16 protein-coding genes are annotated in these 13707 nt (G+C 67.3%); 11 read left to right on the top strand and 5 right to left on the bottom strand.

All coding sequences use genetic code 11. The annotated features are described in order from the left end of the window. Nucleotides 1–36: 36 nt before the first annotated feature. Nucleotides 37–726 (top strand): ribulose-phosphate 3-epimerase, encoded by a 690-nt coding sequence (gene rpe, locus U743_RS12775; RefSeq protein ID WP_043768788.1) that lies wholly within the window; start codon nucleotides 37–39, stop codon nucleotides 724–726. Then, complete coding sequence (gene trpE / locus U743_RS12770; RefSeq protein WP_043768786.1) at nucleotides 726–2150, top strand: anthranilate synthase component I; 1425 nt, start codon at nucleotides 726–728, stop codon at nucleotides 2148–2150. The genes rpe and trpE overlap by 1 nt, the downstream gene beginning before the upstream one ends. A gap of 98 nt (nucleotides 2151–2248) precedes the next feature. On the opposite strand, the gene U743_RS12765 is transcribed toward trpE, so the two are convergent. Further along, on the bottom strand, nucleotides 2249–2635 hold the full coding sequence (locus tag U743_RS12765; RefSeq protein WP_052368122.1) for a DUF4168 domain-containing protein: 387 nt from the start codon (nucleotides 2633–2635) through the stop codon (nucleotides 2249–2251). A 147-nt stretch (nucleotides 2636–2782) separates the two neighbouring features. Here U743_RS12765 and U743_RS12760 point away from each other — a divergent pair, with 147 nt between their 5' ends. Both U743_RS12760 and U743_RS12755 read left to right on the top strand, forming a co-directional pair. Continuing rightward, a complete protein-coding gene (locus tag U743_RS12760) occupies nucleotides 2783–3319 on the top strand; it encodes an RNA polymerase sigma factor (RefSeq protein WP_052368120.1) in 537 nt (178 codons plus the stop codon). Further along, entirely contained in the window at nucleotides 3316–4266 is a 951-nt protein-coding gene (locus tag U743_RS12755) for an anti-sigma factor (protein WP_043768785.1), read from the top strand. The genes U743_RS12760 and U743_RS12755 overlap by 4 nt, the downstream gene beginning before the upstream one ends. A gap of 9 nt (nucleotides 4267–4275) precedes the next feature. Here the strand turns inward: U743_RS12755 and U743_RS12750 are convergent, their stop codons facing one another. Beyond that, a complete protein-coding gene (locus tag U743_RS12750) occupies nucleotides 4276–5253 on the bottom strand; it encodes an aspartyl/asparaginyl beta-hydroxylase domain-containing protein (RefSeq protein ID WP_198022026.1) in 978 nt (325 codons plus the stop codon). Nucleotides 5254–5378: 125 nt separating this feature from the next. Here U743_RS12750 and U743_RS12745 point away from each other — a divergent pair, with 125 nt between their 5' ends. Then, nucleotides 5379–6506 (top strand): acyl-CoA dehydrogenase family protein, encoded by a 1128-nt coding sequence (locus tag U743_RS12745; protein WP_043768783.1) that lies wholly within the window; start codon nucleotides 5379–5381, stop codon nucleotides 6504–6506. 49 nt (nucleotides 6507–6555) lie between these two features. Here U743_RS12745 and U743_RS12740 read toward each other — a convergent pair whose 3' ends face one another. Further along, the gene (locus tag U743_RS12740; protein ID WP_043768781.1) at nucleotides 6556–7224 is read right to left on the bottom strand and encodes a dienelactone hydrolase family protein; all 669 of its coding nucleotides are present in this window, start codon (nucleotides 7222–7224) and stop codon (nucleotides 6556–6558) included. A gap of 149 nt (nucleotides 7225–7373) precedes the next feature. On the opposite strand from U743_RS12740, the gene U743_RS12735 reads away from it, so the two are divergent. After that, nucleotides 7374–8351 carry a quinone oxidoreductase family protein gene (locus tag U743_RS12735; protein WP_043768779.1) on the top strand — a complete coding sequence of 326 codons (978 nt, stop codon included), beginning with the start codon at nucleotides 7374–7376 and terminating at the stop codon, nucleotides 8349–8351. Nucleotides 8352–8372: 21 nt separating this feature from the next. Here the strand turns inward: U743_RS12735 and U743_RS12730 are convergent, their stop codons facing one another. Both U743_RS12730 and U743_RS12725 read right to left on the bottom strand, forming a co-directional pair. Further along, complete coding sequence (locus U743_RS12730; RefSeq protein ID WP_043768777.1) at nucleotides 8373–8597, bottom strand: hypothetical protein; 225 nt, start codon at nucleotides 8595–8597, stop codon at nucleotides 8373–8375. 85 nt (nucleotides 8598–8682) lie between these two features. Continuing rightward, on the bottom strand, nucleotides 8683–9954 hold the full coding sequence (locus tag U743_RS12725; RefSeq protein ID WP_052368119.1) for a glycerophosphodiester phosphodiesterase family protein: 1272 nt from the start codon (nucleotides 9952–9954) through the stop codon (nucleotides 8683–8685). Nucleotides 9955–10260: 306 nt separating this feature from the next. On the opposite strand from U743_RS12725, the gene ccoN reads away from it, so the two are divergent. From ccoN to U743_RS12700, 5 genes are read left to right on the top strand one after another with little or no spacing between them, the layout of a single operon-like run. Continuing rightward, nucleotides 10261–11712, top strand: a complete 1452-nt coding sequence (gene ccoN / locus U743_RS12720) for a cytochrome-c oxidase, cbb3-type subunit I (RefSeq protein ID WP_043768775.1) — start codon at nucleotides 10261–10263, stop codon at nucleotides 11710–11712. Beyond that, nucleotides 11712–12362, top strand: coding sequence for a cytochrome-c oxidase, cbb3-type subunit II (gene ccoO / locus U743_RS12715; protein WP_043768774.1), 651 nt, complete (start codon nucleotides 11712–11714; stop codon nucleotides 12360–12362). Before ccoN ends, ccoO begins: the two co-directional genes overlap by 1 nt. Continuing rightward, nucleotides 12359–12571, top strand: a complete 213-nt coding sequence (locus U743_RS18205) for a cbb3-type cytochrome oxidase subunit 3 (protein WP_052368117.1) — start codon at nucleotides 12359–12361, stop codon at nucleotides 12569–12571. The genes ccoO and U743_RS18205 overlap by 4 nt, the downstream gene beginning before the upstream one ends. Then, nucleotides 12568–13482 (top strand): cytochrome-c oxidase, cbb3-type subunit III, encoded by a 915-nt coding sequence (gene ccoP, locus U743_RS12705; protein ID WP_043768771.1) that lies wholly within the window; start codon nucleotides 12568–12570, stop codon nucleotides 13480–13482. The genes U743_RS18205 and ccoP overlap by 4 nt, the downstream gene beginning before the upstream one ends. Continuing rightward, a complete protein-coding gene (locus tag U743_RS12700) occupies nucleotides 13479–13682 on the top strand; it encodes a hypothetical protein (protein ID WP_043768769.1) in 204 nt (67 codons plus the stop codon). The genes ccoP and U743_RS12700 overlap by 4 nt, the downstream gene beginning before the upstream one ends. Nucleotides 13683–13707 lie beyond the last annotated feature (25 nt).

Here is a 13707-nt window from a genome sequence, read left to right as displayed (position 1 = left end):
GGCCGATCGCGACGCCGGCAGGCACAATCCGCGCCCATGAACGCCTCCCCGAAACCGGCGCTGATCGCGCCAAGCATTCTCTCCGCCGACATGGCCCGTCTGGGCGAAGAAGTCCGCAGCGTGCTCGACGCCGGCGCGGACATCGTTCACTTCGACGTCATGGACAACCACTACGTGCCGAATCTCACCTTCGGCCCGGTCATCTGCAAGGCGCTGCGCGACTTCGGCATCACCGCGCCCATCGATGTGCATCTGATGGTCGAGCCGGTGGATGCGCTGGCGCAGGAATTCGCGAAAGCCGGGGCCAGCATCATCACCTTCCACCCCGAGGCCACGCGCCACGTCGATCGCAGCCTTCAGGCGATCCGCGACGCCGGCTGCAAGGCCGGGCTGGTGCTGAACCCGGCGACGCCGCTGGAGGTGACCGACTGGGTGATGGACAAGATCGACATGCTGCTGCTGATGTCGGTGAACCCGGGCTTCGGCGGACAGAGCTTCATCGCCACGGCGCTGGACAAGCTGCGCGCCGCGCGCCAGCGCATCGATGCCTCTGGCCACGACATCCGCCTGGAGATTGATGGCGGCGTCAAGGTCGAGAATATCGGGGCCATCGCCGCCGCCGGCGCCGACACCTTCGTCGCCGGCTCGGCCATCTTCGGCAAGCCCGACTACGCCGGCACCATCGCCGCCATGCGCGAGGCCATCGCGCGCAGCCAGAGCGTGTGATGGCGGCGCGGCGCGAGAGTGTGGTGCGCACGCTGCCGGCCGACCTGGATACGCCGGTGGGCGTCTACCGGCGCCTGGCCAACACTGCCTTCAGCTATCTTTTCGAGTCGATGCAGGGCGGCGAGCGCTGGGGCCGCTACTCCTTCATCGGCCTGCCGGCGCGCGAGATCCTACGCCTGCGCGAGGGGCGCATCACGCGCCATATCGACGGCGAACTGGTCGAGGAGCTGCACCCGGAGGCCCCCATGGCCTGGCTGCGCGACGCCGTGGCGGACGATTCCGTGACCCCGGATCCGCGCCTGCCGCGCTTCGACGGCGGCTGGGTCGGCTACATCGGATACGACGCGGTGCGCTACATCGAGCCGCGCGTGGCCTGTGCCAACGAGGACCCACTGGAGCTGCCCGAGGCTCTGCTGATGAAGAGCGAGGATCTGGTGATCTTCGACAATCTGCGTGGGTTGATGTATCTGGTCACGCATTGCCCAGCCGGCGACGCGGCTGCGCGTGCCGAAGCCGAGACACGGCTGGACGGCTGGCAGACCGAACTGGCGAAGCCGGCAGCCGCCGACTACCAGATGCCCGATCCGGAGGCGCCCGAGCCCGACTTCGTCTCCGGCATGTCGCGCGAGGCCTTCTGCGACGTGGTCGAGCGCATCCGCGAATACATCCGCGCTGGCGACGTCATGCAGGTGGTGCCCTCGCAACGGCTGTCGGCACCCTTCACGGCCGAGCCGCTGGCGCTGTACCGTGCCATCCGTCGCCTGAACCCCTCGCCCTATCTCTACTGCCTGAATCTCGACGATCACCACGTCGTCGGCAGCAGCCCGGAGATCCTGGTGCGCGTCGAGGACAGCGAGATGCACGTGCGCCCCTTGGCCGGCACGCGGCCGCGCGGCGCTACCGAGGAGGAGGACATCCGTCTGGCCGAGGAGCTGCTCGCCGATCCCAAGGAAGTTGCCGAGCATCTGATGCTGATCGACCTCGGCCGCAACGACGTCGGCCGCGTCTGCGAGACCGGCAGTGTCAAGCTGACCGAGCGCATGCGCATCGAGCGCTACAGCCACGTCATGCACATCGTCTCGAATGTCGTCGGCCGGCTGCCACCGGGCACCCATGCGCTGGACGCGCTGATGGCCGCCTTCCCGACCGGGACCCTGTCCGGTGCGCCCAAGGTGCGCGCCATGGAGATCATCGAGGAGCTGGAGCCGGTGCGCCGGGGCGTCTACGGCGGCGCGGTCGGCTACATCGGCGGCAGCGGCAATCTCGACATGGCCATCGCCATCCGCACGGCCGTCATCGCCGGCGGTCAGGTGCACGTGCAGTCCGGCGCCGGCGTGGTGGCTGACTCCGATCCGAATGCCGAGTGGGTCGAGACGATGAACAAGGCGCGCGCCATGCTGCGCGCTGTCGGCGAGGCGCGCTGAGGGCAGGGCGCCGCCCATGAAAAAGCGCGCGCACCCGGCGGGTACGCGCGCTTTTCACGACGGAGCGGGGAGCAAGCCCCGCTCGTCGGCCAGAGCGCTTATTGCGCCTCCTGGATCTTCTCGCGCAGCTCCTCGTCGGCCTGGGCGGCACGAGCGATCTGGTTGTACTCCTGTACGGAGAGACCGGCGTTCTCGACGGCGATCACCATCTCCTGCTGCGCCTGCTCGCGCGCCTTCTGCACATCCTCGGAAGACTCGGCTTCCTGCATGCGCGGCGTCCACTTCTCGCCGATCTCCGCGACGCGGCTCTGCGCTTCGGCGAAGGATTCGACCTGCTCGTCGCTGACGTCGATATCCGGGGCCTGCTGCTGCATGCCGCCCTGGGCACTGCCGCCCTGGTTCTGCGCGACAGCGGTGCCGGAAGCACCGAGTGCGATGGCAAGTGCGACCGGGGCGAGGAAACGGCTGGCGTTGATCTGCTTCATGGTTACGACTCCTTGACGCTTTGAGTGTCCGTGGTATTGGTGACCACGCTGGAAACACACGGCCGCCTGGTACCCGGTTCCATGGAACTGGAGATTCTTTCTCGTGTTTGTTCCAGTAGATGCACAATTTCCGGCAAGGACAGGCACTTGGCCGCACGCGACGAATTCGACTGGATGCTGGCAGCGGAGATTCCGCACCTGCGACGCTATGCGCGCACGTTGGCGGGGCACCCGGCGGAGGCCGACGACCTCGTGCAGGACTGCCTCGAGCGCGCCATGCGCAAGTGGCGGCTCTGGCGCGGGAAGGCACGGCTGCGCAGCTGGCTCTTCCGCATGTTGTACCGGCAGTACCTGAACGGTCGCCGTGACAACCGCCATCACGACGCCGCGGTGCCGCTGGAGGCCGTCGCCGAGCCGCCGGACCGCGGCAATGTTGGCCCGTCGCAGCTGGAGATCCGCGACACCATGCGCGGCCTGCAGACCCTGCCCGCCGCGCAGCGCGAGGCCATCGTCCTGATGGCGGTCGAGGATCTCAGCTACGAAGAGGCTGCGTGGGTGCTGCGCGTTCCCGTCGGCACGCTGCGTTCTCGGCTGGCTCGCGGCCGCGAGCAGCTTCGCCAGTTGCAGGATGCGCCGTCCCCCGAAGCCGAGGCCGAGCAGCCTCCGCTCAGGAGAGTGAAATGAGTCATCACAACCATACCCCCGATACAGAGCACGGCCCTCCCGTCGATGAGCGCGACCTGATGGCGTTTGCCGATGGTCGCATCGCCGCCGACAGCGAGCGCGCTGCCGCGTTGCGCGCGCATCTTGCCGCGCATCCGGTCGATGCCGCACGTGTCGCGGCCTGGCAGCGGCAGAACGAAGCCATCCGGGCGCGCTACGCGCCGGCGCTGGCCGAGTCGGTGCCGCCGCATCTGCATCCGCAGGCGCTGCGCGAGCGGCGCGCGCGTAAGCAACTCGGCCGGCGCCGCTTCGCGGTGGCGGCTTCGGTTGCGGGGCTGGCGGTGGCTACTGCGCTGAGTGTAGCGGTTGCCCCCGGTGGCTCCGACGACGCCGATCTGGACCGCTTCGCGAGCGAGATTTCGCAACTCTCCGCTGACGCCTTGCCCGCCGCCGCCGGTGGGGCGGTCGCGGTGGGCGCTGCTGTCGATAGCCCGTCGGGACGCCTGCCCAGCCTCAATCTGGCCGGATTCGCGCTGACCGAGCGTCGCACCGTGCGCGCCGGTGGGCACACGGCCACCGAGGCGCGCTACGAGGACCAGCGCGGGCAGACCGTGCGCCTTTTCGTGGCCGAGCAGGCGGACGCCGGCCGACCCGAGCTGCATCGGATGCAGCGCGGTGGCCGCGAGATCGTCTACTGGCGCGAGGATGGCCGCATGTACGCGTTGTCCGCCGAATCGGTGGACAGCCAGCGCTTGCAGCAGATCGCGACCGCCACCATGCGTAACGATCTGCAGCGTCGCCAGCAGCCGGAGTCGGCGGTGGCCGAGGCCCCCCGCAATCTGCGCGAGGCGCCGGTCGTGTCGGCCGATGCGCTCAAGGCGAATGGCGGCGGCCAGGGTTGGAGCGCGCCGATCGAGAGCGCGCCATCGGGCGTGGTCTACGACGGCATGCAGGACGAATCGCTTTAGCGGCGTCGCTCAGCCCAGGCCGAGTACGCCGCTGAACAGCTGCAGCAGGCCCCAGGCGATCAGCGCCACCAGCAGCAGAAGCGTGCCGTTGATCGTGTACTTGAGCAGACGATAAGCGCTGCGATTCGTCCGCTTGAGCGCCTTGGCGCGCTGCAGCTGCGGCGCGATACCCGCGAAGATGCGATTGGCCATGCCGCGCCGGTCGCCGGCCATGTTCGGCACCAGCGTGGCGCCCATGAGCCAGCGATAGAAGGCGTTGATCGGCCAGCCGATCAAGGAGACCGGACGGTCGATGTCGCACATCAGGATGAGTCGGTCGCTGCCGGCATCGTTGCGTGCGAAGTGCAGATGGGTCTCGTCGAAGATCAGCGCCTGGCCGTCGCGCCAGCTGTAATCGCGGCCGTCGATATTGATGAAGCAGGCGTCGTTATTCGGGGTACTGAGCCCGAGGTGATAGCGCAGAGAACACGCAGCCGGGTCGGAGTGGCGCGTGAGCTGGCCGCCCACGGGCAGCATGGAGAACATCGCACCGTTGACGCTGGGCAACTCCCTGATAAGCGCCACGGTCTTCGGGCAGAGGCGCTCGGCGGAAGGCTGCGTGCGGCCGTACCAGTTGAGGTAGAACTTGCGCCAGCCGTACTTGTAGAAGGTGCGAAAACCGATGTCGTAATAGGCGGCGGAGTCCGGCCGGCTGGTGGCTTCCAGGTGCTCGGCGCGATGCAGGGCCAGGGCCTCCTCGCGGATGGTCTCCCAGTTGTCGCGCAATGGGGCCAGCTCGGGGAAGTCGGCGACGTCGAGGATGGCGCCGCGCGCCCGGCGCTGCGAGACGGCATAGAGCAGGCAGTTCATCGGCGCGATGATGGGCCAGCCCTTGCGCAGATACTGCTTCAGCGAGTCGTACTGCACTTCGCCGCGTAAAGCGAAGACATAGGTCATGGCCGCCAGCGCGTAAGTTCCCGCGCCAGCGAGGGCGATTTCGTCCCACACGGTGGAGTCCCTTCCGAGAACCGAAAGAGGCACCCTACCAGAGCGTAGCGCGCGCCGAGGCGTCGCCTGCTATCTTCCGCGGCCGGAAAAACAGCGCCGCTGGCGCAAGATGGAGCACAAGCATCATGGATAACGAGCTGGAACTCTTTCGCGACAACGTCAAGCGCTTCCTGGAGGCGGAGGTCGCGCCGCACTACGATCAGTGGGAGCGCGACGAGATTCTGCCGCGCGAGATCTGGCGCAAGATGGGCGAAAACGGCCTGCTCTGCGTCGATATGCCGGAGGAGTACGGCGGCGCCGGGGCACCTTTCTCCTTTTCCTGTGCGGTTGTCGAGGAGGCCTCGCGCGCCGGCTTCACGGCCATCGCCGGCAACCTCTCCGTGCATTCCGACATCGTCGCACCCTACATCCTGCACCTGGGCAGCGAGGAACAGAAGCAGCACTACCTGCCGAAGATGGCTGCGGGCGAATGCGTCGGCGCCATCGCCATGACCGAGCCCGGCGCCGGCTCGGACCTGCAGGGTGCGCGCACGCGCGCCGAGGCCGATGGCGACGGCTATCGCATCAGCGGCCAGAAGACCTTCATCACCAATGGCCAGCACGCCGACGTCATCGTCACCTTCACCAAGACCGACCCCAATGCCGGCGCCAAGGGCACGACGCTCTTCCTGGTCGACGGTGATGCCGAGGGCTTCGCGCGCGGTCGCAACCTGGAGAAGATCGGCCAGCACGCCGGGGATACCTCCGAACTCTTCTACCAGGATGTGCGCGTACCGGCCTCGGCCGTTCTCGGTCGTGTCGGCGGCGGCTTCGGCCACCTCATGGACGAGCTGCCGCGCGAGCGCCTGATCCTGGCCGTGGGCGCGGTTGCGGCCGCCGAGGGTTGCCTGGATCTGACCATCAACTATGTCCAGGAGCGCAAGGCCTTCGGCAAGCCGTTGTCTGCACAGCAGAACACGCGCTTCGAAATCGCGCGCATGAAGACCGATCTCGACGTGACCAAGGCCTTCTCCGAGCAGTGCAAGCGCAGCTTCGACGCAGGCAGCTTCGACGTGCCTACTGCCGCCATGGCCAAGTACGCTACTACCGAGATGCAGTGCCGCGTGGCTGATGGCTGCCTGCAGCTCTTCGGCGGTTACGGCTATATGCGCGAGTACCCAGTGTCGCGCCACTACGTTGACGCGCGCGTGCAGCGGATCTACGGCGGTACTTCCGAGATCATGAAGGAGATCATCGCGCGCGCGGTGCTCTGAACAGCCCGCGCGCTGGGCGGCCGGCGGCGGTGCCGGCCGCCCCGTTGGGCTAACGCAGGTGCTTGTCGAGGAAATCCAGGCTGCGCTGCCAGGCCAGCTTCGCGGCCTCGGCGTCGTAGTAATCCCAATCTTCGTTGCTGAAGGCGTGCGGTGCATCGTAGCGGTAGAGCTCGTAGCGAACGTTTGCAGCCTTCAGCTTGCCCTCGAAATCATTGACGGTTTCGGGCGGGAACATCTGGTCCTGATTGCCGTAGTGGCCCTGAACCGGAACTTTGATCTCTCCGGGGTCTCCGGCTTCGTCCGGGGGCAGGCCGTACCAGGCGATGGCAGCATCCAGCTCCGGGGCGTGCATCGCGCCGAGCAGCGACAGTACTCCGCCCATGCAGAAGCCCATGGTCGCGACCTTTCCACCGTTCCGCTTCAGATGCTGCACGGCGCCGCGTACGTCCTGCGTTGCCGCGTCGCCGAAGTCCAGGCCGGTCATCTTGTGCTCGGCCTCGGCGGCATCCAGCGCCTTGGCGCCGCGATAGAGATCGGGGACAAGCGCACGGTAGCCGGCCTCGGCAAGGCGATTGGCCACGCGCTCGATCTGGTCGTTGATGCCCCACCATTCCTGGATGACCACGACGCCGGGCGCGCTCGCGCCGGGTTCCGGTGCCACATAGTAGGCGGGTGCCGTCTTGCCGTCAGGGCGGGTGAACTCGTGATTCGCGGGCATGGATGTCCTCCTCGGGGTGCAGGCCGAAAAACTCGTCACAGCCTAACGGCTTCTCGGGTGCGCTTCAGCCGCTCGCAGCTGCGTCTCGGCGCGCTTGTCGCAGCGATGCGGTTAGCCTGATACCCGGAATTCGGCGAGGAGACATGACGATGGCGTTGCGCTGCCGTATCGAGAGCACGGGCGGGCCGGAGGTGATCGACTGGGTCGACGAGTCGTCGGCCGAGCCAGGCGCCGGCGAAGTCGGTATCCGGCATACCGCGGTCGGGCTGAATTACATCGATGTCTATCATCGCTCCGGCCTGTATCCGCTGCCGCTGCCCAGTGGCCTTGGCCTGGAGGCCGCCGGCATGGTGACGGCCGTCGGACCCGATGTGACCGGCCTGGCGCAGGGAGACCGCGTGGCCTACGCCAGCGCCCCCATCGGTGCCTATGCCGAGGAGCGCGTCATGCCGGCGGATCGGGTGCTGCGGCTGCCGGACGGCGTCGACGACGAGGCAGCGGCCGCGCTCATGCTCAAGGGACTGACCGCGCATGCGCTGCTCTTCCGCACCTTTCCCGTGCGCGCCGGCCATATCGTGCTGGTGCACGCCGCGGCCGGTGGGGTCGGCAGCTTGCTTTGCGCTTGGGCGCGGCACTTGGGCGCGCGCGTCATCGGAACGGTCGGCTCTGCCGCCAAGGCAGAGCACGCGCGGGCTGCGGGCTGCGAGGCGGTGATTCGCTATGACGAAGAGCCGGTGGCCGAGGCGATGCGGTCGCTCACGGAGGGCCGCGGTGCGGACGTGGTCTACGACGGCGTCGGCGCCGCCACCTTCGAGACCTCGCTGGACAGCCTGGCGCCGCTGGGCATGATGGTCAGCTTCGGCAACGCTTCTGGGGCGGTGCCGCCCTTCGCGCCTTCGGAGCTTGCCACGCGCGGCTCACTGTTCTTTACGCGACCGAGCGTGATGGATTACATCGCAGACCGGAGCAGCCTGGAAGCCGGCGCTGTCGCCGTGTTCGAGGCTGTTATGGCGGGAGTGCTTGCGCCGGAGATCGGGCAGCGTTATCCACTGCGCGAAGCTGCGCAGGCACATCGCGATCTGGAAGCGCGGCGTACGACCGGCGCCAGCCTGTTGCTGCCGGGCTGAAGTGCCTAAGCGCGGCGAGAATCAGTCCTTCTTGTCCTTGTCGCCGTCGCCCACGGAGATCGAGGTGCTGGAACCGCCGTCGGAATCCTTGTAGGACACCGAGCCGCTGTCGGTATCGACGCTGAGGCTGGTCTTGTTGTCGGAGCCCGAGGACTGCTGCCCGCTGCTCTGCGGCTGCTCGTCGGAAGAGCAGGCGCCGAGCAATAGCAGGCCGGCGGCGATGGAGGCAATGGCGGTGTAGCGCATATCGGGAACCTCTTGGTGAGCAGATGACGCACGCTAACACCGGCCGGCTGAACGGCCGCCGTAGAAAGCCGCCGTCGTTACGGTGTCATTCCACGCCGTCGCAGGACCATTCGCCCTCGGGCTGGTCGAGCACCTGCTGCAGGCGCAAGGGGCGGTCGGTCATGATGCCGTCCACCCCCATCTCCAGTAGCTCGACCATCGTCGGGCAGTCGTCGATGGTCCAGACATGCACGGCCAGGCCGACGGCGTGCGCGTCGTCGATGAAATCCTGGGTGACGACTTCGATTTGCAGCGCATCGGGAATCTGGCTGACGCTGCTGGTGTCCATCGGCACCTGAAAGGCCTGGTGCCCGGGCACCGGTGCCATCGGCAGCGGACCCTTCGAGGCCAGCGTGACGGCGGCGGCTTCCACCAGTGGCACCGAGGTGGAAATGCAGGCGCCCTGCAGCTTGAAGAGCGCCGCGGCGGTGTCGACGAAGGAGGCGACCATGACGTCGTCGAAGCGCCCGAAGTCGCGCAGTAGCCGGGCGACATTGCCCTCGTAGCTGCCGGTGTCGTCGGTGTCCGGCTTGAGTTCGACGTTGATCAACTCGTCGGGGAAGCGCGCTAGCGCCTCGTCCAGCGTCGGGATGCGGAAATCGTTGGCCGTGAAGCCGGGCGGCGGTGGCTTGTCGCCTGTGGCGATGCCGCGGTAGACGTAGTCGGCCGCATCCGCGTCGCGCGTGGTGCCCTCGCCGGGGACGAACCAGTAAGCGGCGTCCATCGCCTTGAGCTCGGCCAGCGTGAAGTCGCCGACATCGCCGCTGCCGTCGGTGGTCCGATCCACGGTCAGGTCGTGCAGGACCACCAGCTCGTCGTCGGCGGTCTGGTAGACGTCCATCTCCAGCACATCGGAGCCCGCTGCGGCGGCCTGGTGGTAGGCGTAGAGGGTGTTCTCCGGGAACTCGCGGACGCCGCCGCGGTGCGCGAAGCTGATCGGGCTGCGCGCCAGCCAGGGGTTGTCGCCGGTAGGCACTTCGCCAAGGCAGTTGGTGTCGTCGTTGGCGATAGTACCGACGGCCTCCGAGCGGAAGGCGCGTGCGCCTTCGACTGCGTCGAGCCTAAGCCTGAAGCGCCGCGCCGCTTCTTCGGCATCGTTGCCGATCAGGGTGACGGGGATCTCGGTATGGCGCTCGCCGGCGGCGATGACCGCTTTGCCGCTGTCGGCGATGAAGTGCTCGCCGGCCACCGCGTCACCGTCAGCGGTCGACCAGCGGATGCGCACCGGTGTTTCGGCTGCCTCGGACAGGCTGGCCACGAAGCGCAGGCTGCGCTGCTCGCCAGCTGCGCCTTCCGGGGCAGCGACATCGTGAACCATCAACGCGGGCCCGCGCGCAGTATCGTCGGATCCGCATGCGGCGAGCGTTGTCACAAGGGCGGTGACACACAGGCGAAGGATGGTGTGAGTGAGCTGCGGCATGGCGGGACAAGGGCGCGGGGCGAATGCCGATCTTAGCCGCTCGGGCTGCAACTGCGGCGAGCGTGGTGCCTGCGGTTTCAGGAACCATCGCTATCGACAGGGGGATTTCATGGCGGCAGACTTGATCTCAATCAATAAATGCCGGGCCGCCCCTCTGTAAGCTGCGGGGCTTCGCGGGCCGGGCTGTTAAAGGGGAGTTCCAGCATGTCGACGGGCGAGACCTACAACGATCAGGTCGTGCGGTTGTTCCTGCTGGCAGCCGCGGTCTGGGCCATCGTCGGCACTGCGCTCGGCGTGCTGGCGGCCGCACAGATGGTCTGGCCGGTGCTGAACTTCGATACGGCCTGGCTCACCTTCAGCCGCATCCGGCCCAATCACACCTTCGCCATCATCTTCGCCTTCGGCGGTTCGGCCTTGATGGGTACCTGCTACTACGTCGTGCAGCGCACCTGCCATGCGCGCCTGGCCTTCGAACGTCTGGCGCACTTCACCTTCTGGGGCTGGCAGTTGGCGGTGTTTCTGGCGCTGGCGACCATCCCCTTCGGCATTACTCAGAGCAAGGAGTACGCCGAGCCGGAATGGCCCATCGACATCCTCATCGCGGTGGTCTGGATCTCCTTCGGGGCCGTCTTCTTCGGCACGCTGGCGCGCCGTCGCATCCGCCACATCTATGTGGCGAACTGGTACTACGCGGCCTTCATCGTCGCCGTGGCGTTGCTGCACGTCGTCAACAACCTCGCCATTCCGGTATCGCTGACCAAGTCCTATCCGGTGTACTCCGGCGCGGTCGACGCCATGGTGCAGTGGTGGTACGGCCACAACGCCGTGGCCTTCTTCCTGACCGCCGGCTTCCTCGGGATGATGTACTACTTCGTCCCGCGCGCGGCGGGGCAGCCGCTGTGGAGCTACCGCTTCTCCATCGTCAATTTCTGGGCGCTGATCTCGGTCTATATGTGGGCCGGTTCGCATCACCTCATCTACACCTCGTTGCCGGACTGGGTGCAGACGGTGGGCATGGTCTTTTCGCTGATCCTGCTGATCCCCAGTTGGGGCTCGGCAGCCAATGGCCTGCTGACCTTCAATGGCGTCTGGGACAAGCTGCGCACCGATCCGGCGGTGAAGTTCATGGTGGTGTCGCTGGTCTTCTACGCCGCCTCCACCTTCGAGGGCTCGATGCTGGCGATTCGCAGCGCCAATGCCCTCAGCCACTACACCGACTGGACCGTCGCCCACGTGCACTCCGGGGCCATCGGCTGGGTGGCGATGATCACCATCGGCTCGATCTACGCCATGGCGCCGCGCGCCCTCGGCCGGCCGATGCACTCAGTGGCCGCCATGAATCTGCACTTCTGGATGCACGTCATCGGCCTGCTGATCTACATCGCGGCGATGTGGGTGGCGGGCATCGGTACCGGCCTGAAGTGGTTCGCCACCGCTGAGGACGGCACGCTGCTCTACAGCTTCATGGACACGCTACGGGCGATCTACCCGATGTACTTCCTGCGCTTCGTCGGTGGGTTGCTGGTCATGGGCGGCATGATCGTCATGGCCTGGAACCTGTGGCACACCGCCGCCGCCGCTCGCGCCCGCTTGATTTCACCGATACCGGTACCGATTCCCGAGCCGGTGCCGCAGCCGATCGGGGAGGTGCGCTGATGTCCCGGCCGTATCAGTATTTCGAGAAGATCGAGAAGCATCTCGGCCTCTTTGGCGTGCTCATGGCCGTGGCGCTGACGCTGGGCGGGCTGGCCGAGATCGTGCCGCTGTTCTACCAGGCGAGCACGGTCGAGCCCTCGCCCGGCGTCGAGCCCTACGAGCCGCTGGAGCTTGCCGGCCGCGACATCTACGTGCGCGAAGGCTGCTACGCCTGCCATTCCCAGCAGATCCGGCGCCTGCGCGCCGAGGTGCAGCGCTACGGTCCCTTCTCCGAGGCCGGCGAGTCCGTCTACGACCGCCCCTTCCAGTGGGGCAGCAAGCGCACGGGCCCCGATCTCGCCCGCGTCGGCGGCAAGTACACCGATGCATGGCAGCGCCAGCATCTGCTCGACCCGCAGTCGCTGGTGCCGGACTCGAATATGCCGGCCTATCCCTGGCTGGCCGAAGCCGAGCTCGACGGCGAGGACATCGCCCAGCGCATGCGCGTGCTGCGCTTCCTCGGCGACCCCTACAGCGAGGAGCAGATCGAAGGCGCGGCCGAGGCGGTTGCCGGCAAGACCGAACTCGACGCGCTGGTGGCCTATCTGCAGGGGCTCGGTGTGCACGGCGGCAGGGGGCCGGCCGGCGTTGAGGCGGAGGCGCAGCCATGAGTGGCTACTGGGGCCACGCGATCGGCGTGATCACCGTGCTGCTGCTGATCGCCTTCATCGCCATCTGGATCTGGGCCTGGCGGCCGCGACACAAGCAGGTCTTCGACCGCATGGCGCGGGTGCCGTTGGACAACGACGACGACCGCCCGGCGCCGCAACGCGGCGAGGGTGATCGATTCACCGAAGGCGAGGGAGGCGACGGCCGATGAGCAGCTTCTGGAGCGGATGGGTCATCTTCTTCGCGACCCTCAACATCGTCCTCGTCGTCTTCCTTTTCATCTTTGCGCTGCGCGTGCGCATTCCGGTCGACGAGGACGGCAATACCGGCCACATCTGGGCGCACGGCGCGCTGCGCGAGGGCGTCCGACGCCTGCCGATGTGGTGGATTCTGATGTCGATCGGCCTGCTGGTCTTCAGCCTGATCTATCTGGTGCTCTACCCGGGGCTGGGCGCCTACGAGGGCACTCTGGGCTGGAGTTCCACCAAGCAGGTCGAGCAGGCCATGGAAAGGAATGACGCCAAGCTCGTTGATCTGCAGGAGTTCGTGCGCAAGAAGCCGATCTCGGCGCTAGCCGAGGATCCCGGCGTTCTGCGTGCCGCGGGTGTCGTTTACGACGAGAACTGCGCGGCCTGCCACGGCGCGCAGGGCAAGGGCAACGTCACGCTGGGCGCGCCCGATCTGACCGACGACAACTGGAGCTGGGGCGGCAGCGATGACGCGATCCGCACCAGCCTCCTCCAGGGACGCCGCGGCGCCATGCCGGCGCTCGGTGATGCGCTCGGTGACGAGGGCGTGCGCCAGATAACGACCTATGTCTATACCCTCAATGGCCGCAGCACCTCGCGCCAGGATCTGGCGCGCAAGGGTGCCGAGCGCTATCAGCAGCTGTGCGCCTCCTGTCATGGCCCGCAAGGCAAGGGCAATCCGGCGCTGGGCGCCCCCGATCTGACCGACGACAGCTGGCTCTACGGCGGCGATCGTGCCGATATTGCCCATGCCATCCGTCACGGCCGTCAGGGCGTCATGCCGGCCTGGGAGGCGCGCCTGTCGGCCGAGGAGATCGAGATGCTGATCGCCTGGATGCGTGCAGCGGGTGGGGACGGTAACGGGGCGCCATGAAGGCGAGCGACGGCGAGCATATTCCCTGGTACCGAATTCCGGTGCTCTGGCTGGGCGTTGTCGTTTTCGCCGCCCTGCTCGCCGGCTGCGTGGTCAATGTCGTCGTGGCGCTGCAGCTCTCCGACACCGCCCTGGCCGAGGTCGCGCCCAGCGCGCGCTTTGGCTTTGCGGTGGACGAGGGCAGTGATCGAGGACTGTGACTGAGGCGCGCGCTCTAGCAATCGT

This window comes from Algiphilus aromaticivorans DG1253 (assembly GCF_000733765.1).
Classification (GTDB): domain Bacteria; phylum Pseudomonadota; class Gammaproteobacteria; order Nevskiales; family Nevskiaceae; genus Algiphilus; species Algiphilus aromaticivorans.
The sequence above is the reverse complement of the archived record's forward strand: the minus strand, read 5'-3'. Positions and strand labels throughout refer to the sequence as shown.